The sequence below is a fragment of the Lysobacter capsici genome (genome assembly GCF_014779555.2).
Lineage (GTDB): Bacteria > Pseudomonadota > Gammaproteobacteria > Xanthomonadales > Xanthomonadaceae > Lysobacter > Lysobacter capsici.
This window is the reverse complement of the sequence record NZ_CP094357.1, coordinates 1,603,564-1,625,002: the sequence shown is the minus strand read 5'-3', so window position 1 is coordinate 1,625,002 and position 21,439 is coordinate 1,603,564. Positions and strand designations below refer to the sequence as shown.

Below are 21,439 nucleotides of genomic sequence, written 5' to 3'. Positions count from 1 at the left end.
GACCTGGCGATGGCTCGCACTTCGCGGCTCAGCCTTCGCGCGACCGACGCGCCAGCAGTTCGTATTTGCGCCGGTACGCTTCGAGCGTGGCTTCGTCGAGTTCTTCCAGGTCCATGAGCGAATTGCTGGCGGCCTCGGTCACGCGGATCAGCTCGTCGAGCTTGATCTGGATCGCCTCGGTATCGCGGCTTTGCGTGTTCTGGATCAGAAACACCATCAGGAACGTGATCACCGTGGTCGCGGTGTTGATCACCAGCTGCCAGGTGTCGCTGAAGGCGAACAGCGGCCCGGTGACCAGCCAGGCCGCGATGATCGCCACCGCCGCGGTGAACGCCAGCGGCCGGCCGGAAAACCGGGCCGCCAGTTTCGAAAATCGATCGAATGCATGCGTGAGTTTCATCCGCCGCGCCACCCAGCTTCGTAAAAAAAACGCCGCGCTGGGCGCGGCGCCGGTGTTTACAGCGACAGCTCGTGTATGACCTGGTTGGCATCGTCGGGGTCGGCGCGCATGTGAAAACCGAGGTAAGTCGCCAGGTCGCGCATCTGCAGGTTCTCGGCCAGATCCACCGAATACATTCGACGGATGCCGCGTTGCCTCGCGATCTCGATCAAGTGCTTCATCAACGCGCTGCCGAGGCCCTTGTTCTGCCATTCGTCGGCGACGATCACCGCGCATTCGCAGGACTCGCCGTCCGCCGACGCGCTGTACCGGCTGGCGCCGACGATGCGTTCGGCGCTTCCTTCCGGAATCACCGCGACGAAGGCGATTTCGTGTTCGGGATCGATATCGGTGAGCTGATCGAGCAATTGCTCGCTGGGGCAACGCATCTGTCCGAGAAAGCGAAATCGACGGGTCTCCGCCGACAGCCCTTCCAGGAAACTGCGTTCGGCCGAGCGGTCCAGCGGCGAAATGGATCGGATCACGACGTGGCTGCGGTCGCGCAAGGTTTGCGTCCATCTCAGCGGCGCTGAAACGCGGGTGGCGGGCGATGCGATGTTCACGGCGGGCTCCTGCGATGGGTTCAGGTCCAGCCTAGGGCTTCGCCGCAGTTCGCTCTTGATCTGGATCAATCGCCGCGACGGCGCCACATCGGCTTGATTGATCCGCGTCAATGCCTCCGTCGCCGCGACTGCCACGCTGCAGACACGGATTTCGGAGCGCGTGCCATGTTCAAGGAGTTCCTCGTACCGCTGTTGATGGGCGACATTCCCTCGCCCGTGCTGCAAACCGCCTGCGCGATGGCCAAGGCCTGGCGCGGCAGGGTGGTCGCCCTGGTGGGCGTGAGCCAGGTCGCGCCGATTCCGGAGGCCTGGGAGTACTACCCCGCGGGCGTCTACGAAAGCATGCGCGAATGCGCGCTGGCCACCGTCGAAAGCATGGCCGAAGCCGCGGACGCGCGATTGCGTTACGACGAGGTGCCCTATGAGATTCGCCGCTCGGAATCCTTCTGGCTGACGCCCTCGGAGATCACCGTCGAACACGCTCGCTATGCCGACGTCACCGTGCTCGGCATGGGCGCGAACGAGCGCGACGCCCGCCACCGCGTGTTCGCGGCCGTCGCCGCGGGCTCCGGCCGACCGGTCCTGTGCGTGCCGGCCTTCAAGGCCCTGCCGACGAACTTCGGCCATGCGGTGGTGGCCTGGAAGGCCTCCCGGGAAGCGGCCAGGGCGCTGCGCGATGCCTTGCCCTGGCTGGTCCGCATGCGCTCGGTCGACCTGCTGAGCGTGGACGAAACCTCATCGATCGCGTACCCGCTGGATGCATTCTTGCCGAGCTATCTGGAGCGCCATGGGGTACAGGTCAAATGGGTTCGCAGATCCGCGGCGCATGCCAACGTCGGGCGCGCAATCGTCGATCATGCGAGCGAATATCACGCCGAATTGATCGTGGCCGGCGCCTACAGCCATTCCCGGCTGATCGAGCAGATCCTGGGCGGAACGACCCGCCACCTTTCGGACCACGCGCCTTGCCCGGTGCTGTTTTCGCATTAGGTCGCCGGGTTCGGCGAGACGAACGGATGTCCGTCGAACCTGGCGAAGGGTCGCCCGGGTCTTCAGGTCGCGGCCCGTACCGTGGCCCTGGCGTCAGCCTACGCGCGTCGACCTGCGCCCACCGGCTGTATCGGGTATCGCCCGTCAGCCGCGAGCGTCAACTGCGAATGCCGCGGACGCGATACCGGCTTCAATATCGACTCGCTGCGCGATGTCCCTGGATGGTCTCCGCCGCCCCGTTGCCGAAGATGCGGCGTCCAACCGGAGACAGCAAAAGGCCCGCGTTTGCGGGCCTTTTGCGACAGATGCAGCGAACAACGCGAACCGCGGATCAGAACGGAATATCGTCGTCGGCGAAGTCGTCGCCGAAGTCGTTCGACTTGGCCGGGGGCGCTTCGCGGCGCGGCGGACCGGCATCGCGATTGCCGCCGTAGTTGCCGCCACCGCCGCCGGCCGCGCGCGCCGGGCGATCGCCACCGCCACCGCCGCCACCGCGGAAGTCGCTGCGGCCGCCGCCTTCGCGCGCGCCGCCACCGCCGCCTTCACCGCCGCCGCCGAGCATCTGCATCTCGTCGGCGATGATGTCGGTGAAATACTTTTCGACGCCGTCTTGACCGGTGAACTTGTCGTAGCGGATCGAGCCTTCGATGTAGACCTGACGGCCCTTCTTCAGGTACTCGCCGGCGATCTCGCCGAGCTTGCCGAACAGCTTGACCCGGTGCCACTCGGTGCGTTCCTGCTGATTGCCGTCCTTGTCCTTGCGGACGCTGGTGGTCGCCAGGCTGAGGGTGGTCACGGCCATGCCGCCCTGGGTGTATTTGGTCTCCGGATCGTTACCGAGGTTGCCGACCAGGATGACTTTGTTGACGCCGCGTGCCATGGGATTCCTTAACTATTGCCGGGATACGGCTGAGATGATGGATTATAGCCCCCCGCTCCGCCATGGGTCCCGGGCGCGGCGGCGGGTCGGACTAATCCGGTTGAAGCGTAGGCCGGACGGGCCTCGCCGGGTGGGCTTGCGGGCTCGAAAGGGGCTCTGAACGGCTGTTCGCTGTCGTCTGTGCAAGCCGGCTTCGGCCGGGCGCGCCGGCCTGGGCAGGCTGCGCGGCGCCTGGAACGAAAGGCGTCGGGGCTGAAGCCTCTCACCGCGGGACCGGGCTGGCCGCTTTTGCCAAGGGCGGGATGACCGCCTCCGCCCAGGCACATGCCAAGCCATCGCGATCCACCCGCCCGGGCTGCCCTGGCCCGGCCTACTGCATATCCCGCAAACTCTCGCGCAGCTTGGTCAAGGCCGCGTGGTGCAGCTGCGACACCCGGCCCTTGGTCAGGCCGAGGCTCTGGGCGATGTCCTGGAACGGGACATAGTGGAAATAGTGGGTCTGGATGATCAGCTTCAGCCGCTCGGGCAGGTTGTTCAGGGCGGCGCTCAGGCGATGCTCGGTCTGCTGGCGGTCGACATAGGCCAGCCCGTCGCGGGTGTCGCTGGCGCCGCCATGGCGGCCGGCTTCGTCGAGCAGGAAGCCCAGGCCCAGGCCGACCACCGAGTCGACGATGCTTTCCAGCGTGTCCTGGCCGCCGTTGTCCTGCAGGCTCTGCAGGCGTTCGCGGATGGTGGCCTCATCGCGCGGCGGCGGGCGGTCGCCGAGGATCGCGCGCAAGCCGTTGAACACCGCGCCGCGCACGCGCGGCTTGGCGTAGACGCGGAAGGTCACGCCGCGCTCGGGGTTGAAGCGGCTCATCGCATCGAGCAGGCCGATGGTCGCGTTCTGGATGAAATCCTGACGGTCGACCGGATAGGCGCGTATGCGGCTGTGGACCTGCGAGGCGATCGCCCTGGCCCAGCCGACGTGACGCAGGAACAGCCGGTCGCGCGCGTCGTCGCTGCCGCCGCGGTAGCGCTGCCACAGTTCGGCGTCCTCGCCGTCGGCCGTCGCCGCTTCCATCACGTCCCGGCGTCCCTCACGTCCAGTAACTGCTCAACAAGGCCCTGGACACCAGCACCCAACCATCGATCAAGACGAACAGCAATATCTTCAGCGGCAGGCTGATCGTCGCCGGCGGCACCATGATCATGCCCAAGGCCATCAGCACCGCGCCCACCACCAGGTCGATCAACAGAAACGGCAGGAAAATCACAAAGCCGATCTGGAACGCGGTCTTGAGCTCGCTGAGCAGAAACGCCGGCAGCAGATGGCGGAAGCGGATGTCGTCGATGGTCTTCGGCGCCGGCACGCGGGCCATTTCCAGCACCGCGGTCAGGTCCGATTCGCGGGTCTGGCCGACCATGAACTCGCGCATCGGCAGCAGGCCACGACGCACCGCTTCGCCGCTGCCGATCTGCTCGGCCATGTAGGGTTGCAGCGCGCTGTCGTTGACCTTGTCGAGCACCGGCGCCATCGAGAAATAGGTCAGGCAGATCGACAAGGTCACCACCACCGCGTTCGGCGGCGTCTGCGGCAGGCCCAGGGCGTGACGCAGCAGCGACAGCACGATCACGATGCGGGTGAACGAGGTCATCGCGATCAGCGCCACCGGCAACAGCGACAACGCGGTCAGCGCGATCAGATTGCGGATCGCCGGCGAATAGTCCTGCTTGAGCGCTTCGCCCACCAAGTCGCTCGGCGCGGTCGCGCCCGCGGCCACGGCGGCGCCGGCGAACAATAAGCTTGCGGCCATGACGCCGACAGCGATCGGCCAACGGCGGCGGTCAGGCGTGCGGGTCATGAGGCGGGGTCGCTTGATCGAGAGGTTGCGCGGGACCGAGCTGGGCGCTCGCGGTCGATTCGAGAATCAGATAACGGTTGCGTTCGTCGGCCACGCGATACAGCACGGTGCGCGGGCTCAGCCGCAGCACCTGCTCCACGCGCAGGCGCGAGGCGTCGTCGGCCGCGCCGCTCGGTGCCGGCAGCCAGCGGTTCAACCAGCCCTTGCGCTTGGCGAACAGCAGGCCGCCGAGGCAGGCGCCGAGCAGCACCACCAACACCAGCAGCACGCCGACCGCCGAATCGGCGACCGATGCGTGCTCGTCGCGAAAGCCGATCGGCGCCGCGCTGTGCACCGCGCCGGGCGCGACGACAGGCGCCGTTGCGGGCGCGGCGACAGGCGCAACGTCAGGCGTGGTCGCCTTCGGCGCGCTCTGCTTCGCGGCGGTTTGCGTTGCCTCGGCGCTCACGCCAGTTCCAGGATCCGCACGCCGAAGTGGTCGTCCACCGCGAGCAGCTCGGCGCGCGCGACCGCGCGGCCGTTGAGCATCAAGGTGATCGGCGCTTCCAGCGCTTCGTTCATGTCGATCACGTCGCCGGCCTTGAGGCCGAACAGACGCTCGACCGACAGATTGATCGTGCCGACCTGGGCGGCCAGCGAAACCTGCACGTGGCCGATCAGGCCGATGTCCTGGCGCGCGCCGGCGTCGCGCAGATCGAGGGTGGTCTTGTCGGCCGGGATGACTTCGGCGGCTGCACTGTTCTTCATGAGGTTGCCCCTTGCTGCATGGAAATCGAGGAAATACGAATGGCGCGTTGGCCGTCCTGGGCGATCAGCTGACCGCGCGCGAGCGCCGCGCCGGTCGCCGAACGCAAGATCAATGCGGTGTCGAGCTTGACCGCGGTGCGAATGATTTCGCCCGGGCGCAGATCGAAGGCCTGGCCGATTTCGGCCATGCCCAAGTCGAGCACGACGTCCAGGCCAACCTGCGCCTGGGTCATCGCGTCGCCGCGCTTGCTCAACGCGAGCGCCGCGGCGGGTTTGTCGACCGGCACCAGCACATCGCAGACGCCGGCGTCGAGGTACAAGGCGATGCGCACGCCGGCCACCTGCACCAGCAGACCGACCACGCCGTGACGCGCGGCGAGCGCGCGTTCGCTCGGCGCGACCGCGTCGCTCAACGCATCGGCGTCGGACGCGGCGGCGAACCAGGCGCGCATCAGATCGCTCCAGGCGCGGCGGCCGACGCCTTCGGCCAGACCGAGCGTGTCGGATTCGTTGCTGCCGAGCAGGCGCCGGCCCAGTTGATCGAACGCGGCCGACGCCATGCACGCATGCACGGTGCCGCCGCTGGCGCGCGTGGCGAACCACTGGCCGGCGCCGACGCCGCTGTCGAGCGGTTCCAGGCCTAACTCCAGCGCGGCCTTGTCGCTCGACCACTCGCGCAGCCATTCGCCGCCGCGCGCCGACAGCAGCGAACGCAGACGCGCCAGGCGGCTCGCGCCATGCCAGCGCACCGGCAACAACACGGCCATCAGCTGCCCCTCGTGCTGTTGTAGAGCTGCTCGATCATCTCGTTGCTCACGGTCATCACCCGCGAGCTGGCCTGATAGCCGCGCTGGATGATGATCATGTCGGCGAACTCGCGGGTCAGGTCGATGTTGGACAGTTCCAGGCTGCGCCCGACGATGCGGCCGTAACGCGATTCGCCGGGACGGCCGAGTTCCTTGTCCTGCACGCTCGGCCCCGACACCAGGCGGCCGCCGTCGAGCTTGAGCGAGCTTTCGTTAGGCAGCGAGGCCAGCGCCAGACGCGGGCCCTGGCGCTTTTCCTTGGCCGAATACGACAGCTGCAACACGCCCTTCTCGTCGAAGGCCACGTCGTTGTAACCGAGGATGGCGTGACCGTCGGCGACCGTCGCGGTGACGTTGACGCTGCCGCCGCTGAACGAGTAAATGCCGTCGAAGCCGCCAGGCGTGCCGAAGTTGAACGTCACCGGCTGCGGCGTGGCGCCGCCGAAGGCGAACTGCGCGGTGAACTCGTTGGTCTCGCGGGTCGGCGTGCCGAGCGTATCGAACTTCAAGGTATGCGTGGCGATAGTGGCGTCGGTGGAATCCTTGATCACCACGTTGAACTCGGCCGGCATGTTGTTGGCGCTGGTGCGGGTGAACACCGCCGACAGGCGCCGCGCGGTGCCGTTGGAATCGAACACGTCGATCGAGGTGATCGTGTACGGCGTGGTCATGCTCGGGGTCAGCGTGCCCTTGAAGTTGACCTTGCTGGTCAGCTCCGGCGGCAAGGTGCGCATCGGGGTGAGATCGATCGCGGCCAGGTTGCCGTCGCCGTCGTAGCCCATCACCTCGTAATCCGACACTGTGTCGACCAGCACGCCCTTCTCGTTGAAACGGAACTGACCGGCGCGGGTGTAGTGCAACTCGCCGCTGCGATCGCGAAGAATGAAATAGCCCTCGCCGTCGACCGCCATGTCGGTGGCGTTGCCGGTCTGGCGGATGTCGCCCGGTTCGGTGCGCATGCCCTCGCCGCTGATGCGCGAGCCCAGACCGCCGCGCACGTTCTCGAAGAACGCATCGCTGCCGCGGAACCCGGGCGTGTTCATGTTGGACACGTTGTTGCTGATCGTGTTGAGCCCGCGCGAGAAACTGAATAGTCCCGACAGGCTGTTGAACAAGGCTTGGAACATGAGCGCGCTCCTGCGACTTAAGACTGCTTGGTATGGCTGCTTGGTACGACGGTTTACTCAGGCTGCCGCGGCGGTCGGTTAGGGCTGCTTGACCAGGGTGACCTGGGACAGGCGGATGCCGGTGGTGACCTGCTTGTTGGCGTCGGTGACGCTCAGGGTCGGGCCGTTTTCGGTGAACTGGACCGCGGTGACCGAACCGGTCAGCGGGATCGCCTGACCTTGCACGTCGACGCCGCGGCCGATCAGCGCCAGGGCCTGGCTGGTGGCGTTCATCGACAACAGCTCGTTGGTGTTCTCGCTGGTCTGGCGCGATTGCTCCAGCGAGGTGAATTGGGCCAGCTGAGCCAGGAACTCGCGGTTGTCGACCGGTTCCAGCGGGTCCTGAAACTGCAGCTGAGCCAGGAACAGCTTGATGAAATCTTCCTGGTCGATGCTCTTCTGCCGGGTCAGGACCTGGTTCTGCGGATTCGGCGTGCTGCCGATGGCGTCGATGGCCATTAGAGGTTCTCCTGTGAGCTGTTGCGATCGGCGCGCCAGTGTTCGCGGCCGTTGACGACGATGCGTTGCAGTTGGGTGCCGTGTTCTTCGGCGAGCGTGTGCATCAGCCGGCTGAGCCGTTGCGCGGCGTCCGGGTCGAGTCGGTAGTCACGGATCCACAAGGTGGCGTCGCCGCCCTCGCTCTCGATCCAGCGCAGCAATCGGCTGGCCCACGGCGCGGCCGCGCCGTCGGATGCGTTGCGCGACGCGCTCGCCGAAGCGGTGGATTCGCTGGAGCTCGCGGCGCTCGACTGCAGCGGATCGGCCAGGTTCGGCATCGGCAACACCTGCGGCGACGCCGCGTCGGCCTGGGCCAAATGGCGAATGCTGTATTCGACCCAGGCATCGGCCAGGCTCGCGTTGGCGCGGGTCGCGGCGTCGCGCGCGGGCGACGAGGCCAAGCCCTGCCCGCCCGGCCGCTGCGTTGCGCTGAGCAATTGCGACAGGCGGCCGTTGGCCGACAGCCGCCACGGCAGGGCCAGCAGTTCCTGTTCGCCGCCGCGGCCGCTGACGTGGAACTCCAGCAGCAGATCGGCCTTGTCGGCCATCGCCAGGTCGAACGCCAACGACGGCGCATCGATGTCGCCGGCCGCGCGCGATTCGCGTTGAGCATCTCGGTGGGCATCGGGCGCATCCGAGGCCGGCGCGCGGCCCTGGTCGGAACCGATCCAGCGACTGAAATCGGAGCCGCCTTCGCGCGGGGTCGCGTTGTGACGCGGCAACAAGGCCGCGGCGGCGATGGAGGTGGGTTTGATCATGCGCGATCGCTCCGGTGACTCGCGTACAGATCGGCCATGCGATCGAACATCAGTTTTTCCTCTTGATCGCGTTCGCCGGCGCGCAGGCGCTCGTGCCGGGTCTGGGCCACGCGGGTGCGGGCGCGCGCGGCGACGTGTTCGTCCTGCGCGGCATCCTGTTGCCGGCGCGCGGCGGCGTGTTCGTCGCGGCGGGTGTCGAGCCGGCTCCATGCCTGCGCTTCGAAACTATCCACCGCCTGCAGCAACACCAGGTCGACGCTGTCGGCGGCGAGCAGTTCCTCGCGCCGCGCGTTGATCGCCTGCAGCACGTCCTGCGCTTCCTGCATGCGGCTGAACGCCTGGCGGGTTTCGTGGCAGCGCTGCAGGAACGCGGTCGAGGCGCGCGCTTCTTCGAATTCGCGCCAGCGCAGCAGGGTCGAAACGGCGGCGGAAGGTTTGCGGTTCATGCCGCGCCGTCTTCGTGCTTGATCGCGACGGCGAGCTGGCGATAGGCCTCGGCGCGCGCGGTCGCTTCGAGCGGGGTCTGCTGCATGATCCGGTCCAGCGCCGGCTTGAGGTCGACCGCGCGATCCAGCGCCGGATTGGCCCCGCGCTGATGCGCGCCCAGTTCGATCAGATCGCGCGATGCGGCATAGGCGGCGATCTGCTTGCGCGCATCGCGGGCGATGGCCTGTTCGGATTCGCTGGCGACCTGACTCATCAGGCGGCTGGTGCTTTGCAGCAGGTCGATCGCCGGATGGTGGCCGCGCGCGGCCAGGTCGCGGGTCAACACGATATGGCCGTCGAGAATCGCGCGCATGTGATCGGTGACCGGCTCGTTCATGTCGTCGCCTTCGACCAGCACGCTGTAGATGCCCGAGATCGAACCGCCGCCGCGCAAACGCCCGCAACGTTCGAGCAATTTCGGCAATTGGCTGAACACCGACGGGGTGTAGCCACGAAAGGTCGGCGGCTCGCCGATCGCCAGGCCGATCTCGCGCTGGGCCATGGCGAAGCGGGTCATCGAATCGACGATCAGCAGCACCGAGCGGCCCTGGTCGCGGAAGTATTCGGCGATCGCGTGCGCGGCGTGGGCGGCATGCGCGCGCAGCAGCGCCGGTTCGTCGGAGGTCGCCGCCACCACCACCGAACGCTTGAGGCCTTCGGCGCCGAGCGCGTGGGTCAGGAATTCGCCGACTTCGCGGCCGCGTTCGCCGACCAGCGCCAACACGGTCACGTCGCTGCGCACCTGGCGCGCGAGCATGCCGAGCAAGGTGCTCTTGCCCACGCCGCTGCCGGCGAACACGCCCACGCGCTGGCCGGCGCCGAGGGTCAGCAAGGTGTCGATCGCGCGCACGCCGGTGTCCAGCGCGCTGTCGATCGGCGCGCGCGCCATCGGATTGATCGGTTCGCGGTAAAGCGGGTACGCATCGGAGTACGTGATCGGGCCGTGATCGTCGAGCGGATTGCCGAACGCACCGATCACCCGGCCGAGCATGGCTTCGCCGACCGGCACGGTGACCGGCTGACCGGTCGCGCGGATATGGCTTTCGGTGGAGATCGCGCCGACATGGCCGTACGGCATCAACAGCACGCGCTCGTCGCGGAAGCCGACCACTTCGGCCATCACCCGCGGACCCGGCGCGGCCGATTCGATCTCGCACAATTCGCCCAGGTGCGCTTCGGGCCCGAGCGCTTCGATCACCAGACCGTTGAACGAGACGATGCGGCCCAGCCTGCGTCCCATCGGCGCAAGTTGAATATGGGCCTGGGCGCGCGCCGTCAAAGCGTTCATGCGTCGGCGTCTCCGCCGTCGACGCTGCGCAGCAGCGCCTGCTTCAACGCGTCCAGCCGCACTTCCAGGCTGGTGTCGTACAGGCCCTTGTGGGTTTCCAGGCGGCACTGTCCGGGGCTCAGGCGCGCATCGGCGATCACCCGCACCTCGGCATCGGACGCGAGTTCGCTGACCGCTTCGACATCGGCCGCGGCCACGCGCACGGTCACCGGGCGCTGGCGGTATTCGCTCAAGGCCTGACGACACAAGCGCTTCATCAGTTCGCCGTCGGCGCCGATTTCGCCGAGCAGACGGGTCACGCAGGCGAACGCGATATCCAGCGACAGGGTTTCCAGGCGCTGGTCGAGTTCGTCCGCGGCCGCCGGCCAGGCCTTCAGCAAGGCGGCGAGTTGTGCATTGGCGTTATCCAGCTTGCGCGTCTGCGCGGCATGCGCCTGTTCGATCCGCGCCTCGGCCTTCTGCTGGCTGGCGAGGATCTGTTCGTCGGCGCGCTGCAGGCCGCGCTTGAGCCCTTCGGCTTCGGCGCGCTCCAGCACCGCCTTGCGTTCGCGTTCGAGTTCGGCGGCCGGATCCGGGCGCGGCTGCGACGGCGCCGTGTTCGGCGCCGCGGCCGGCTGCAACAAGGTCGACAAGTCGACGATGCGCCCGTGGCTGGCGGGAATGCGCTCCATCACACGCGCCCCCTGGCCGGCGACGCGGCGACGGGCACGGCCATCGCTTCGGACACTAGTTGCAGCGATTCGGCGCGCAGGGCATCGGCCAGCTTCGGCGGCATCCGGCCGATGCGATCGAGTTCCTCGCGCACCGACGCGGCGACCCGATTATCGAGCAAGGCCAGGCAGAAATTGCGATCGACCCCGGTCCACACCGACAGCACCCGCGCGAACCAGGCATGCGGCAAGGTGGTCGACAACGCGACCAGTTGATCGACGTCCAGCGAGGTGCGCGCGGTCAGGCCGCGCATCTCGTCGCCGAGCAAGGCGTCGACGAGTTCCGCCGCCGGCAGCTGGCTGCGACGCAGGTCGTGCATCAGCGCGCGGATGGTGCGCGCCGACGCCGCCGGCAACCGCGCCAGCAGCTGGCGCTGGTCGGACGCGCCCAGGCTCAGCAGCAACAGCGCGCTCTTGCGTTCGCCCAGGGTGCTCATGGGGTTTTGCTCGCGACGATGCGATGCTCGACCGGCATCTGCCCTTCCGACAGCCAGCCGCGCAGCTTGGCCAGCACCGCTTCGCGTTCTTCGGCGCTGAGCTTGCGCGGCTTGCGCTGCGCGGCGAAGGCGAAGATCGCGCCGAGCAGCAGGCCGACCGCGCCGGCCAGCGCCCACGGCATCCACGGCTGCAGTTGCAACGAGCGGTTGGCGATCAGATTGCCGTGCGGCGCGGCGAGCGCGACGCGATCGGCGGGTTGCGGCGCGGTCAACGCGGCCACTGCGGGCGGCGTCGCGCGGACCTTGCCGCTCGGCAGGCGCGAGACTTCCAGGCGGTCGCCGCGATTGGTGTCGATGCCGGCCGCGGCCGAGATCAGCGAATGGATCCGCGCGACCTCCTGCTCGTCCAGGTGCTGCGGCAGGATCACCGCGACAGACAAACGCTCGACCCGGCCCGGCGCGCGCGAAATCTCCTCGCGCGACATGCCGTGCACGTACTCGGATTCTTCCTGGCTCTGACTGCGGCCGGCGGCGTCGGGCGCCTGGCTGGAATTGATCCGCTTGCGCGCGAGCAGGCCGTTGCCGTCGTCGCCCTGCGCGATCGGACGCTCGCTGACCTCGCGCACCGCGTCGAAGTTCAGGCTCGCATCGACCGAGACCTTGAACTCCTCGTTGTTGAGCACCTGGCCGAGCAGTTCGACCACGCGCAGACGGATGCGGTCTTCCAGCCGCGCTTCCTCGTCGGAGCGTTCGTCCAGCGCGATCGCGCCGCGCCCGCCGTCGGCGCCGCCGGCCAGCAAGGTGCCGTTGGAATCGAGCACCGACACGTCGGCCACGGCCAGCCCTTCCACCGCCGAGGCGACCAGGCTGCGGATGCCCTGCACCTGCGGTCGCGCCAGGGTCTCGCCGGGATTCATCGCCACCGCGACCGAGGCCTTGGAGCTTTCGCGATCGCCGACGAACATGCCCGGACGACGGATGGTCAGATGCACGCGCGCGGTCTGCACGCCCGGCAGCGAAGCCACGGTGCGTTCGATCTCGCCCTGCAGCGCGCGCTGGTAATTGACCCGCTGGGCGAACTCGGTGACGCCGAAATCGGCATCGTCGAACAGCTCGAAACCGACATGGCCGCCGCGCGGCACGCCGGCCGACAGCAGGCGCATGCGGGTTTCGTACACGCTGTCGGCGGCGACGGTGATGCCGGTGCCGCCGTCGATGATCTGATGCGGGACCTTCCACTCGTTGAGCGACTGCACGATCTCGGCGGTGTCGGCTTCGCGCAGCTTGCCGAACAGCAGTTGCTGGCGCGGCGCCATCAGCCACCACAGCATGCCGGCGGTCAGCGCCACGATCGCCAGCACGCCGACGATCAGGCTCACCCGCGCGGCCGGGGACAGGGAAACGAAATAGCTTTTGGGATTCATGGGCGTGGTTCAGGTCACAACTGCATGCGGGTCAGTTCCTGGTAGCTCTCGAGCATCCGGTTACGGACCTCGACGACCAGGGTCAGGTCCATGCGCGCTTGTTCCATCGCGATCATCACCTCGTGGATCGGGATGTCCTGACCGGCGGCGAGCGCGCGCAACTGGGTGTCGGCGCTGCGCAGGCTCTGGTCGGCGCGGCTCAGGCCGGCGCCCATCACGTTCATGAAATCCGCGCCCTTGATGCCGGCGTTCGCGGTCGGCGCGATCGCGTCGGTGCGGATGGTTTCGGGTTGCGCGAGCGCGCTGAGCGCGATCGCACCGATGGCTTCCACGCTCATCACTTGGCTCCTATTTCGAGCGCGCGCAGCATCATGCCGCGCAGCAGGTTGAACGAACGCACGTTGGCTTCGTAGCCGCGGCTGGCGGTCATCAGCGTGGTCATTTCGCCGACCATGTCGGTGGCCGGGTAATGGACCATGCCGTCCTTGTCGGCCATCGGATGCGCCGGGTCGTTGACTTCGCGCAGGCCGGTGGGCTGTTCGGACACCGCGGCGGCGAAACCGCCGGCCGCTCCGTTCAATCCGGGCGCGCCGACGCTCAAGCGGGTCGCGCCGTGGCCGGCGGCGACCGGCACGTTGGCCGCGGCGATGTTGCGGCTGGACGCATCCAGGCGCAGGCGTTCGTACTGCATGCCCGCGCGCGCGGCGTCGAGGATCGATTCGATGGCCATGCTCAGCTCCTTCCGGTGACGGCCAGGCGCATCAGGCCGAAATGCCGGCTCAGCGCTTCGCTCAGGGATTGGTAGTTCAGGCTCGCCGCGACCATGTCGCCGACCTGTTCGTCGAGTTGCACGGTCTGCCCGACCGAGGCGACCGGCACCGATTCGGGACTGCTCGTGGCCTGATGCAGGCGCGCGGCGAGTTCGGAATCGCGACCGCCGGCCTGCGCGGCTTCGTTCAACAGACCTTGCAGGCGGCCGAAGTCGGCGCGCTGCACGCGCGCGTCGGCGCGGTTGGCGCCGGCGATGTTCGCGCTGGCCAGGCGCGCCTGCAGATCCTGCATGCCCAGCGCGAGCCGGACCGCTTCGGTGGTGATGTCGCTGCTCATTGCCGCTTCCCCTGGAAAATGCCGTAAACCGCCATCGATATGCCGCTGCTCGTAAACCCGTGCATCACTGGATCACCAGTTCGCCGTCCAAGGCGCCGGCGGCCTTGATCGACTGAAGTACCGCGATCACGTCGCGCGTGCTGAGCTTGATCGCGCGCAGGGCCGACACCAGTTCGGCCACGCTCGCGTCTTCGCGCACGCTGACCAGCGGCGCCGGACCTTCGTCGGCTTTAATTTCCGTGCGCGGCACCACCACCGAACCGATGCTGCTGCCCGGACGCACGAACACGCCCTCGGGCTGCGACACGGTGTAGTCGGTGCGGATCTCGACCTTGAGATCGCCGTGCGACACGGTCACCTCGCCCAGGCGCACGTCGCCGCCGGCGACCACGGTGCCGGTGCGCTCGTTGACCACCACCCGCGCCTTGCGCTGCGGCTGCACCGACAGGTTTTCCAGGCGCGATATTTCCGAGACCAAGTTGGCCGGCGCATTCGCATACGCCACCGTGACCTTGCCGGCATGCTCGGCGCGCACACTGGCCCCCGACACCGACCCGCGAATCGCATCGGCGATGCGCTCGGCATTGGTGAAATCCGGCTCGTTGAGCAGGATGCTGAGCGAGCGCCCGTCGCCGGCCACGCGCAAGGGCGAGCCCTGTTCGACGCTGGCGCCCTGCGGCACCCAGCCGACGGTCGGATGGTTTTTCTGCAGCGAAGCGGTGACGCCTTCGAACTGATAGCCGCCGACCGAGATCGCGCCCTGCGCGATGGCGTACACGCGACCGTCCGGACCCGACAGCGGCGTGAGCATCAAGGTGCCGCCGGTCAGACTGCGCGCGTCGCCGGACGAGGCGACCTGCACGTCGAGCATCTGCCCGGGCTCGGCGAACGCCGGCAGACGCGCGGTCACGATCACCGCGGCGACGTTGCGGCTGGCCAGGTCGGCCTCGCTGACGTTGACGCCGAAGTTGCGCAAGGTGTTGGCGACCGACTGCAACGTCGCGCGATTGCGCGCCGAGTCGCCCGAGCCGGACAGACCGAACACCAGGCCGTACCCGGTCAGCGGGTTGTCGCGCACGCCGGCGACGCGGGCGAGTTCCTTGACCCGCACGCCGGCCGCGGCCTGCGCGCTCGCGCACGCGCCCAGCAACGCACCGAGCGCGACGCCGGTCAGCAACAGATTCTTGAAAGTCGTCATCGCGCTCACATCAACCTCAGCCACTTGAACATGCGATAGATCAGGCTCTGACGTTGCGACGAACTGACCACGCCGACGCCGACCAATTCCAGATCGGCGTTGGCGATGCGGTGCGAGAGCACGGTGTTGTCGGGGCCGACGTCCTCGGGACGGACCAGGCCGCTGACCTTGATGGTCTGCTTCTCGCCGTTGACCTTGAGCGTCTGCAGACCCTGGATCTGCAGGCTGCCGTCGGGCGTCACCGCGACCACTTGCGCCGAAATCTGGGTGCGCAACTCGCCCACGCGCGTGGTCTGCGCGCCGGCGCGGTTGCTGCCGCCCAGGCCCAGACGCGCATCGAAATCGGTCGACGGCGAGGTCAGGCCGGCGCGCATGTCCAGATCGCTGGACGCGTCGGTGGCGGCCTGCGACTTGGCCCGCGTGGCTTCGATCACGTACACCGTGATCACATCGCCGATGCGGTGCGCGCGATGATCCGCGGCCAGGCCGCGATAGCCGTTCACGTCGATCAGGCTTTCGCGCGATGGCGCGGGGGCCGGCATCGGCATCGGTTCGATCTGCTGCGGCATCGACTGCTGCGCGATCGCCGGACCGGCGCAGACCGCCGCGACGGCCAACACGATCGGAGCCAGCCTTGGAACCAGCGCATGCCGCGTAGGGGCGTGCTTATTCATCCACTTGCACCTTTTGTTTTCCGGTGACGCGTGAAACCACGGTTCGTTCTCCATCGTCGGCGCGCACCGGGATGCGCTCGCCGATCCGGCCGTCGCGCAGGGCGATGCCGGGTACGCTGAGCCGCACCGCGCCGCGGGCGACATCGATATGCACGGGCTGTTGCGCCTGCACGTCGGGAATGACTTCGAAATCGGCGGCCATCGCCGGTTGCCCGGCGCGCACCGAACGCTTCAGGCGCAGCGACTGCACGGCGTCGATCGATTCCAGCGCGTCGCCGGTGCAGCAATTCATGTCGACCTGCGCCGTGGCCAGGGCGATGGCTTCGCCGGCACGGCGCGCCGGATAATCGGCGCTGTAGGTCGGCACATTGCGCAGGTCCTGGCTTTCGACCCACACCGTCAGGGTGCGCGCGACCGCGCCGTCGACGCGCAACTGCACCGGCACGCCGACCCGCGCGCGCGGCCAGCGTCCGGCGATGCTGCCGACCACGGTGCTCAGCGCGCCGGCGGGAACGGTCTGATCGTCGATTCGTCCAGCCACTTTCACGCTGGCCTGGGTACGTCCCGCCGCCTGCAGGCGCGCGCGCAACTCGGCCTCGACCGTGCGCGCGATCGCGTCCGCGCTGACCAACTGCCCCGGCGTGCCGACAGGCGCGACCGCGCCCGTCGCCAGCGGCGCGGCGAGCGTGGACAGCAACAGGACGGCGCAAGCGGGCAGTCGCATCACAGCGGTCTCAGCGACGCAGATTGTTGATGGTTTCGAGCACCTGATCGGCCGCCTGCAGCACGCGCGCATTGAGCTGATACGCGCGCTGCGCCAGCACCAGCGCCGACATCTCGTCGATCATCTCGACGTTGGCCAGTTCGACATAACCCTGCTGCAGCCCGCCGAAGCCCGGCTCGTTGGGGCGGCCGTAGGACACCGTGCCCGACGCCTCGTTGGGTACGTAGCGGTTGTTGCCGATCGAGACCAGCGCATCGGGCGCGGCGAAGGTCGCCAGCTCGATGTCGCCGAGCACCGAACGCGCCTCGTCGCCGGCCAGCAGCGCGGTGATCTCGCCCTTGGCATCGATGCGGATGTCCTTGGCGTCGGCCGGAATCTGCACCGAATGGGCCAGGCGCTGGCCGTGGATCGAGGCCAGGAACCCTTCGTCGTCGAGCCGGAACTGACCGTCGCGGGTGTAGACCGTGCTGCCGTCGGCGGCTTCGAGTTCGAAGAAACCATTGCCGTCGATCGCCAGGTCCAGCGCGCCCTGGGTCTGGCGCATTTCGCCGGGCGAGAACAGGGTCGAGGTCGAGATCACCCGCGCGCCGTTGCCGCGCATCAGCGACTGCGTCGTCAGCTCCGATTCGTTGGACTGGGCGGCGACGGCCGCGGTCGCGACTTCGGCGAAGTTGACCCGGCTGCGCTTGAAGCCCGGGGTCTGCATGTTGGCGACGTTGTTGGAAATCACGTCGATCTGTTTCTGTTCGCCGCGCAGGCCGCTGGCGGAAATATAGAGTGCGTCGATCATGGTCGTGCTCCGTTGATTCAGTTGTCGCCGAGGCGGTTGATGCCGGTGTCCATGGCTTTGTCGTAAATCGAGATCGCGCGCTGCACCGATTCGGCGTGGCGCGTGGTTTCCATCAGGCGGATGGTTTCGCCGGCCGCGTCGATGTTGGCGGCCTCGAGCGCGCCCTGGATCACCTGACCGCTCCACTGCCCTTGCTCGCCTTCGTAGCGGTACGCACCGCCGCCGGCCGGGCGCAGCGCGCCGGCATCGGCGACGGTGATCAATTCGAGTTGGCCTAGGCTCTGCTCGCCGTTCCACAAGGCGCCGTCGGCGTCCACGCGCAAGGCATCCAGATCGGTTCCGATCGGCGCGTTAGGACCGCGCACGATGTCGCCGTTGGCGGTCACCAGTTGCCCCTGCGCATCGACCCGGAAGGCGCCCGAGCGCACCAGCAGCGGCTCGCCCTCGCGTTCGACCACGAAGAAGCCCGGGCCCTGCAGCGCCAGATCGAGCTTGCGCGCGGTCTGCATCACGCTGCCGTCGGTCTGGTCCAGCGACGTGCGCAGCAGCGCCTGCTGGCTGAACTCCGGCACCGCGCGCACGCCGCGATAGCCCGGGGTGTTCATGTTGGCGACGTTGTGGCTGATCGTGCCCAAGGTCTGCACGTCGGTGCTCAAGGCGCGGGCGATGGCTTGCAAGGTGTCGGTCACGGCGGGATCGCTCAGTTGGCTTGAATGGCGGCGAAGGAACGCACCGAGGTGGTCGCCGGGATCTCGTTGAGACCCAGCACGGCGACGTAAGGCATCGAACGGTGCAGCAAGGCGCGCAGCGAACGCCGCACCGGCGAGGGACACAACACGACCGGGCTGAGATTGCGGCCCATCATCGATTCGGCCTGACGCCCGAGGTTTTTCATGAAGCCGTCGAGTTGGCCGACTTCGTTGAACAGCCCGCCCTTGAAATCGCCCGGACGCGCATTGGCCATCAGGCTGCGCTCGAGTTCCGGCGCGAGCGTGAGCACATGCAGGTCGCCCTGCGCGTCGCGCAGGCCCTGGCAGATCATCGGACCGAGCCGTTCGCGCACGCGTTCGGCCAGATCGTCGGGCGATTTCAGTGTCTTGCCGGCATCGACCAGCACTTCCAGGATCGCTTCGATATGGCGGATGCTGACCTGCTCGCGCAGCAGCAACTGCAGCACTTTCTGCACGTCGGAAAAACTGAGCACGTTCGGGATCAGTTCGTCGATCAGCGAACCGTGCTGATCGCGCACGCGCTGCAGCAGGCGCTCGGTATCGGCGCGGGTCAGCAGGTCGGCGGCCTGGCGCTTGACCAGTTCGCTCAGGTGGGTCATCAGCACCGTGTCGGGATCGACCAGGGTGTAGCCGGCGCTGCGCGCGAACTGGCGCGCGTCCTTGGCGATCCATTGCGCCGGCAGGCCGTAGGCCGGATCGCGGGTATCCGGGCCTTCGAGCTTGGCGCGATTTCCGCCCGGATTGATCGCCATGACCCGGTCGACCGACAACTCGCCCTGCCCCACGCGGCAACCCTGGAAATGGATTTCGTAACGGTTGGCCGCCAGTTCGGTGCGCTGGCTGGTCTGCACCTTGGGCAGGACGAAACCCAGGTCGAGCGCGAACTGCTTGCGCAGGTTGGCGATGCGTTCGACCAGATCGCTGTTGGCGCCGATCAGCGCGGTCGACAGCTCGCTGCCCAGGCGTACTTCGATCGGTTCGATCTTCATCCACTGCTGCAGTTCGTCGGCCGGCTTGGCCGCGCCGCCGCTGGTGGACGCTTCGACGTTGTCGGGATCGTCCTCGGCCTTGGCCGCGCGCTGCGCGCGCATCGCCACCCAGATCAGCGCGCTGAGCACGATCAGCACGAACAGCACCGGCAGTTTCGGAAAGCCCGGCAGCAGCAGCACCGCGAACAGCGAGATCGCGACGATCAGCAACGCGCGCGGGTTGTTGAGCACCTGCTTGGGAATTTCCGAGCCCAGCTGCGCATCGGCCGCGGCGCGGGTGATGATGATGCCGGTGGCGACCGCGATCACCAGCGACGGGATCTGGGTGACGATGCCGTCGCCGATGGTCAGCAGGGTGAAGCGCTGCACCGCCTCGCCCCAGGACAGGCCGAGCTGGGCGATGCCGATCGCCAGGCCGCCGACGATATTGGTCAGGATGATGATGATGCCGGCGATCGCGTCGCCCTTGACGAACTTGGTCGCGCCGTCCATCGCGCCGTAGAAATTGGCTTCCTTCTCGACCATCGCGCGGCGGTGACGGGCCTCGTGTTCGTCGATCAGGCCCATGTTCATGTCGGCGTCGATGCTCATCTGCTTGCCGGGCATGCTGTCCAGGGTGAAGCGCGCGGCGACCTCGGCCACGCGCTGCGCGCCGCTGGTCACCACCACGTACTGCACCACCACCAGGATCAGGAACACCACGATGCCGACGATGTAGTTGCCGCCGACCACGAACTCGCCGATCGCGTTGATCACCCGGCCCGCGTCGGCGCCTTCCAGGATCAGCCGCGTCGCCGAGACGTTGAGCGCCAGCCGCAGCAGGGTCGACAGCAGCAGGATGGTCGGGAAGGTCGAGAACTTCAGCGGCGTTTCGGTGAAGAAGGTGATCAGCAGGATCAGCAGCGCGATCGAGATGTTGATCACCAGCAGGAAGTCGAGCATCGGCGCCGGCACCGGCACGAACAGCACGGTCAGCACGCCGATCACCATCGCGATCAGGGCCAGGTCGCGCTTGCCGCTCCACAGTTGGCCGAACAGGTCTTTCATGGTGACGCGTCCTTCGCTTCGTTCGGTTGGGCGTGGTTCGTCGGGGCGCTATTGGAAGCGTCGTGAGTCTTCGAAGCTTTCGCCGCGGCCTTGTCGGCCCACAGCTGCCGGTAAATCGGCGCGAGTTGCGCGTAGCGGTCCTCGGGCACCGGACCGTCGATCTCGCATTCCTGATACAGCGCGCGCGCCAGCGGCGGCACCCGCACGATCGGGATGCCGTGACGCGCGGCGAGCGCGCGGATGCGCTGACTGAACATGCCCGCGCCCTTGGCCAGCACCACCGGCGCCAGCATCTGCCCGGGCCGATAACGCAGCGCCACCGCGACGTGGGTCGGGTTGGTCAGGATCACATCGGCTTCCTGCACCTTGCTCAGCGCGCGCGCCTTCTTGAGCAGATCGCGCAATTGCTGTTTCTGCTTGGACTTCACCGCCGGATCGCCGTCGCGGCGCTTGACCTCGTCGCGCAGCTCGCGCCGGCTCATGCGCATGCGCTTCATGAATTCGCGGCGGCTGAACATCAGGTCGATGAGCGCCGCCAACCCGATCACCAACAGCACGTACACCGAGGTCTTGATGAAACCCGACAGCACCAGCGAACCCAGCCGCTGCGGCAGGCTCATCGCGGTGGCCTCGGCCAGCGCGCGCGCCTTCCACACGAACAAGGCGCAAATGCCGGCCAGCATCAGACACTTGACCACCAGCTTGCCGAGCTCCCAGATCGTGCGCATCGAGAAGATCCGCTTGACCGTGTTGGCCGGGTTCATGCGCTTGAAATCGGGCTTGAGCGGATGGGTGGTGAACATCGGCCCGGTCTGCAGCACGTTGGCCACCACCGCCGCGATCAACAGCCCCAGCACCAGCGGCGTCAGCGCCTGCCACACCGGCGCGTAGGACCGCATCACCCAGTCGAAGAACGAACCGTTCAAGGCCGGCGCATTGCCCGACAGCTGCAGCATGCGCCGGGTCGCGGTCGCCAGCGCGCTGGCCACGCCGGCACCGGTCACCGCGATCACCGCGGCGAACACGATCATCACCAGCGCGCCGGCGACGTCGGGGCTTTTGGCCACTTCGCCGCGCTTGCGCGCTTCCTCCAGCCGATACGGGGTCGGTTGCTCGGTCTTGTCCTGATCGCCCTGCGACACG

27 protein-coding genes are annotated in these 21,439 nt (G+C 67.8%); 1 reads left to right on the top strand and 26 read right to left on the bottom strand.

What is annotated here, in order from left to right; genetic code table 11:
- Window positions 1-28: 28 nt before the first annotated feature.
- Entirely contained in the window at window positions 29-400 is a 372-nt protein-coding gene (locus tag IEQ11_RS06570) for a low affinity iron permease family protein (RefSeq protein WP_191821646.1), read from the bottom strand.
- 56 nt (window positions 401-456) lie between these two features.
- The gene (locus tag IEQ11_RS06565; protein WP_228464555.1) at window positions 457-1,227 is read right to left on the bottom strand and encodes a GNAT family N-acetyltransferase; all 771 of its coding nucleotides are present in this window, start codon (window positions 1,225-1,227) and stop codon (window positions 457-459) included.
- Here IEQ11_RS06565 and IEQ11_RS06560 point away from each other — a divergent pair.
- Window positions 1,168-1,992, top strand: a complete 825-nt coding sequence (locus tag IEQ11_RS06560) for a universal stress protein (RefSeq protein ID WP_228464557.1) — start codon at window positions 1,168-1,170, stop codon at window positions 1,990-1,992. The genes IEQ11_RS06565 and IEQ11_RS06560 overlap by 60 nt on opposite strands.
- Before the next feature lie 331 nt (window positions 1,993-2,323).
- Here IEQ11_RS06560 and ssb read toward each other — a convergent pair whose 3' ends face one another.
- The 24 genes from ssb to IEQ11_RS06440 all read right to left on the bottom strand — a co-directional run bounded on the left by ssb (window position 2,324) and on the right by IEQ11_RS06440 (window position 21,438).
- The gene (gene ssb / locus IEQ11_RS06555; RefSeq protein ID WP_057921022.1) at window positions 2,324-2,872 is read right to left on the bottom strand and encodes a single-stranded DNA-binding protein; all 549 of its coding nucleotides are present in this window, start codon (window positions 2,870-2,872) and stop codon (window positions 2,324-2,326) included.
- Between the two features lie 370 nt (window positions 2,873-3,242).
- Window positions 3,243-3,935 (bottom strand): sigma-70 family RNA polymerase sigma factor, encoded by a 693-nt coding sequence (locus IEQ11_RS06550; RefSeq protein WP_191821649.1) that lies wholly within the window; start codon window positions 3,933-3,935, stop codon window positions 3,243-3,245.
- Window positions 3,936-3,951: 16 nt separating this feature from the next.
- Complete coding sequence (gene fliP / locus IEQ11_RS06545) at window positions 3,952-4,668, bottom strand: flagellar type III secretion system pore protein FliP (protein ID WP_096418215.1); 717 nt, start codon at window positions 4,666-4,668, stop codon at window positions 3,952-3,954.
- Between the two features lie 31 nt (window positions 4,669-4,699).
- A complete protein-coding gene (locus tag IEQ11_RS06540) occupies window positions 4,700-5,164 on the bottom strand; it encodes a hypothetical protein (RefSeq protein ID WP_191821650.1) in 465 nt (154 codons plus the stop codon).
- Entirely contained in the window at window positions 5,161-5,463 is a 303-nt protein-coding gene (locus IEQ11_RS06535) for a FliM/FliN family flagellar motor switch protein (RefSeq protein WP_082124179.1), read from the bottom strand. Before IEQ11_RS06535 ends, IEQ11_RS06540 begins: the two co-directional genes overlap by 4 nt.
- Window positions 5,460-6,230, bottom strand: coding sequence for a FliM/FliN family flagellar motor switch protein (locus IEQ11_RS06530; RefSeq protein ID WP_191821651.1), 771 nt, complete (start codon window positions 6,228-6,230; stop codon window positions 5,460-5,462). The genes IEQ11_RS06535 and IEQ11_RS06530 overlap by 4 nt, the downstream gene beginning before the upstream one ends.
- The gene (gene flgF / locus IEQ11_RS06525) at window positions 6,230-7,396 is read right to left on the bottom strand and encodes a flagellar basal-body rod protein FlgF (protein ID WP_191821652.1); all 1,167 of its coding nucleotides are present in this window, start codon (window positions 7,394-7,396) and stop codon (window positions 6,230-6,232) included. Before flgF ends, IEQ11_RS06530 begins: the two co-directional genes overlap by 1 nt.
- Before the next feature lie 78 nt (window positions 7,397-7,474).
- Complete coding sequence (locus IEQ11_RS06520) at window positions 7,475-7,894, bottom strand: flagellar hook assembly protein FlgD (protein ID WP_036101693.1); 420 nt, start codon at window positions 7,892-7,894, stop codon at window positions 7,475-7,477.
- Window positions 7,894-8,691 carry a hypothetical protein gene (locus IEQ11_RS06515; protein WP_191821653.1) on the bottom strand — a complete coding sequence of 266 codons (798 nt, stop codon included), beginning with the start codon at window positions 8,689-8,691 and terminating at the stop codon, window positions 7,894-7,896. The genes IEQ11_RS06520 and IEQ11_RS06515 overlap by 1 nt, the downstream gene beginning before the upstream one ends.
- The gene (locus tag IEQ11_RS06510; protein WP_191821654.1) at window positions 8,688-9,137 is read right to left on the bottom strand and encodes a hypothetical protein; all 450 of its coding nucleotides are present in this window, start codon (window positions 9,135-9,137) and stop codon (window positions 8,688-8,690) included. Before IEQ11_RS06510 ends, IEQ11_RS06515 begins: the two co-directional genes overlap by 4 nt.
- On the bottom strand, window positions 9,134-10,465 hold the full coding sequence (locus IEQ11_RS06505) for a FliI/YscN family ATPase (protein ID WP_191821655.1): 1,332 nt from the start codon (window positions 10,463-10,465) through the stop codon (window positions 9,134-9,136). The genes IEQ11_RS06510 and IEQ11_RS06505 overlap by 4 nt, the downstream gene beginning before the upstream one ends.
- Entirely contained in the window at window positions 10,462-11,136 is a 675-nt protein-coding gene (locus IEQ11_RS06500) for a FliH/SctL family protein (protein ID WP_191821656.1), read from the bottom strand. Before IEQ11_RS06500 ends, IEQ11_RS06505 begins: the two co-directional genes overlap by 4 nt.
- The gene (locus IEQ11_RS06495; RefSeq protein WP_096413909.1) at window positions 11,136-11,612 is read right to left on the bottom strand and encodes a hypothetical protein; all 477 of its coding nucleotides are present in this window, start codon (window positions 11,610-11,612) and stop codon (window positions 11,136-11,138) included. The genes IEQ11_RS06500 and IEQ11_RS06495 overlap by 1 nt, the downstream gene beginning before the upstream one ends.
- Window positions 11,609-13,036 (bottom strand): flagellar basal-body MS-ring/collar protein FliF, encoded by a 1,428-nt coding sequence (gene fliF / locus IEQ11_RS06490; RefSeq protein WP_191821657.1) that lies wholly within the window; start codon window positions 13,034-13,036, stop codon window positions 11,609-11,611. The genes IEQ11_RS06495 and fliF overlap by 4 nt, the downstream gene beginning before the upstream one ends.
- Window positions 13,037-13,050: 14 nt before the next feature.
- Window positions 13,051-13,374 carry a flagellar hook-basal body complex protein FliE gene (fliE, locus tag IEQ11_RS06485; RefSeq protein WP_036101681.1) on the bottom strand — a complete coding sequence of 108 codons (324 nt, stop codon included), beginning with the start codon at window positions 13,372-13,374 and terminating at the stop codon, window positions 13,051-13,053.
- Window positions 13,374-13,766, bottom strand: a complete 393-nt coding sequence (locus tag IEQ11_RS06480; protein ID WP_036101673.1) for a flagellar basal body rod protein FlgC — start codon at window positions 13,764-13,766, stop codon at window positions 13,374-13,376. Before IEQ11_RS06480 ends, fliE begins: the two co-directional genes overlap by 1 nt.
- A 2-nt stretch (window positions 13,767-13,768) precedes the next feature.
- Window positions 13,769-14,143 (bottom strand): hypothetical protein, encoded by a 375-nt coding sequence (locus tag IEQ11_RS06475; RefSeq protein ID WP_191821658.1) that lies wholly within the window; start codon window positions 14,141-14,143, stop codon window positions 13,769-13,771.
- Between the two features lie 64 nt (window positions 14,144-14,207).
- A complete protein-coding gene (locus IEQ11_RS06470; protein WP_191821659.1) occupies window positions 14,208-15,341 on the bottom strand; it encodes a flagellar basal body P-ring protein FlgI in 1,134 nt (377 codons plus the stop codon).
- A 5-nt stretch (window positions 15,342-15,346) separates the two neighbouring features.
- Window positions 15,347-16,015 (bottom strand): flagellar basal body L-ring protein FlgH, encoded by a 669-nt coding sequence (locus tag IEQ11_RS06465; RefSeq protein ID WP_228464559.1) that lies wholly within the window; start codon window positions 16,013-16,015, stop codon window positions 15,347-15,349.
- Window positions 16,008-16,739 carry a flagellar basal body P-ring formation chaperone FlgA gene (gene flgA / locus IEQ11_RS06460; protein WP_191821660.1) on the bottom strand — a complete coding sequence of 244 codons (732 nt, stop codon included), beginning with the start codon at window positions 16,737-16,739 and terminating at the stop codon, window positions 16,008-16,010. The genes IEQ11_RS06465 and flgA overlap by 8 nt, the downstream gene beginning before the upstream one ends.
- Before the next feature lie 10 nt (window positions 16,740-16,749).
- The gene (gene flgG / locus IEQ11_RS06455; protein WP_057921010.1) at window positions 16,750-17,529 is read right to left on the bottom strand and encodes a flagellar basal-body rod protein FlgG; all 780 of its coding nucleotides are present in this window, start codon (window positions 17,527-17,529) and stop codon (window positions 16,750-16,752) included.
- 17 nt (window positions 17,530-17,546) lie between these two features.
- Window positions 17,547-18,218 carry a flagellar hook-basal body protein gene (locus IEQ11_RS06450; protein WP_036101658.1) on the bottom strand — a complete coding sequence of 224 codons (672 nt, stop codon included), beginning with the start codon at window positions 18,216-18,218 and terminating at the stop codon, window positions 17,547-17,549.
- An 11-nt stretch (window positions 18,219-18,229) separates the two neighbouring features.
- A complete protein-coding gene (locus tag IEQ11_RS06445; RefSeq protein WP_036101656.1) occupies window positions 18,230-20,296 on the bottom strand; it encodes a flagellar biosynthesis protein FlhA in 2,067 nt (688 codons plus the stop codon).
- On the bottom strand, window positions 20,293-21,438 hold the full coding sequence (locus IEQ11_RS06440) for an EscU/YscU/HrcU family type III secretion system export apparatus switch protein (RefSeq protein ID WP_082124176.1): 1,146 nt from the start codon (window positions 21,436-21,438) through the stop codon (window positions 20,293-20,295). The genes IEQ11_RS06445 and IEQ11_RS06440 overlap by 4 nt, the downstream gene beginning before the upstream one ends.
- Window position 21,439: the final 1 nt, after the last annotated feature.

Coding starts and splice junctions, on each gene's coding strand:
- IEQ11_RS06445 (WP_036101656.1), bottom strand. CDS start 20,296: ATGAAAGACCTGTTCGGCCAACTGTGGAGCGGCAAGCGCGACCTGGCC.
- flgG (WP_057921010.1), bottom strand. CDS start 17,529: ATGATCGACGCACTCTATATTTCCGCCAGCGGCCTGCGCGGCGAACAG.
- ssb (WP_057921022.1), bottom strand. CDS start 2,872: ATGGCACGCGGCGTCAACAAAGTCATCCTGGTCGGCAACCTCGGTAAC.
- IEQ11_RS06480 (WP_036101673.1), bottom strand. CDS start 13,766: ATGGCCATCGAATCGATCCTCGACGCCGCGCGCGCGGGCATGCAGTAC.
- IEQ11_RS06520 (WP_036101693.1), bottom strand. CDS start 7,894: ATGGCCATCGACGCCATCGGCAGCACGCCGAATCCGCAGAACCAGGTC.
- fliE (WP_036101681.1), bottom strand. CDS start 13,374: ATGAGCGTGGAAGCCATCGGTGCGATCGCGCTCAGCGCGCTCGCGCAA.
- IEQ11_RS06550 (WP_191821649.1), bottom strand. CDS start 3,935: ATGGAAGCGGCGACGGCCGACGGCGAGGACGCCGAACTGTGGCAGCGC.
- IEQ11_RS06505 (WP_191821655.1), bottom strand. CDS start 10,465: ATGAACGCTTTGACGGCGCGCGCCCAGGCCCATATTCAACTTGCGCCG.
- IEQ11_RS06515 (WP_191821653.1), bottom strand. CDS start 8,691: ATGATCAAACCCACCTCCATCGCCGCCGCGGCCTTGTTGCCGCGTCAC.
- IEQ11_RS06570 (WP_191821646.1), bottom strand. CDS start 400: ATGAAACTCACGCATGCATTCGATCGATTTTCGAAACTGGCGGCCCGG.
- IEQ11_RS06475 (WP_191821658.1), bottom strand. CDS start 14,143: ATGAGCAGCGACATCACCACCGAAGCGGTCCGGCTCGCGCTGGGCATG.
- IEQ11_RS06510 (WP_191821654.1), bottom strand. CDS start 9,137: ATGAACCGCAAACCTTCCGCCGCCGTTTCGACCCTGCTGCGCTGGCGC.
- IEQ11_RS06500 (WP_191821656.1), bottom strand. CDS start 11,136: ATGGAGCGCATTCCCGCCAGCCACGGGCGCATCGTCGACTTGTCGACC.
- IEQ11_RS06465 (WP_228464559.1), bottom strand. CDS start 16,015: ATGAATAAGCACGCCCCTACGCGGCATGCGCTGGTTCCAAGGCTGGCT.
- fliF (WP_191821657.1), bottom strand. CDS start 13,036: ATGAATCCCAAAAGCTATTTCGTTTCCCTGTCCCCGGCCGCGCGGGTG.
- fliP (WP_096418215.1), bottom strand. CDS start 4,668: ATGGCCGCAAGCTTATTGTTCGCCGGCGCCGCCGTGGCCGCGGGCGCG.
- IEQ11_RS06535 (WP_082124179.1), bottom strand. CDS start 5,463: ATGAAGAACAGTGCAGCCGCCGAAGTCATCCCGGCCGACAAGACCACC.
- flgF (WP_191821652.1), bottom strand. CDS start 7,396: ATGTTCCAAGCCTTGTTCAACAGCCTGTCGGGACTATTCAGTTTCTCG.
- flgA (WP_191821660.1), bottom strand. CDS start 16,739: ATGCGACTGCCCGCTTGCGCCGTCCTGTTGCTGTCCACGCTCGCCGCG.
- IEQ11_RS06560 (WP_228464557.1), top strand. CDS start 1,168: ATGTTCAAGGAGTTCCTCGTACCGCTGTTGATGGGCGACATTCCCTCG.
- IEQ11_RS06530 (WP_191821651.1), bottom strand. CDS start 6,230: ATGGCCGTGTTGTTGCCGGTGCGCTGGCATGGCGCGAGCCGCCTGGCG.
- IEQ11_RS06495 (WP_096413909.1), bottom strand. CDS start 11,612: ATGAGCACCCTGGGCGAACGCAAGAGCGCGCTGTTGCTGCTGAGCCTG.
- IEQ11_RS06470 (WP_191821659.1), bottom strand. CDS start 15,341: ATGACGACTTTCAAGAATCTGTTGCTGACCGGCGTCGCGCTCGGTGCG.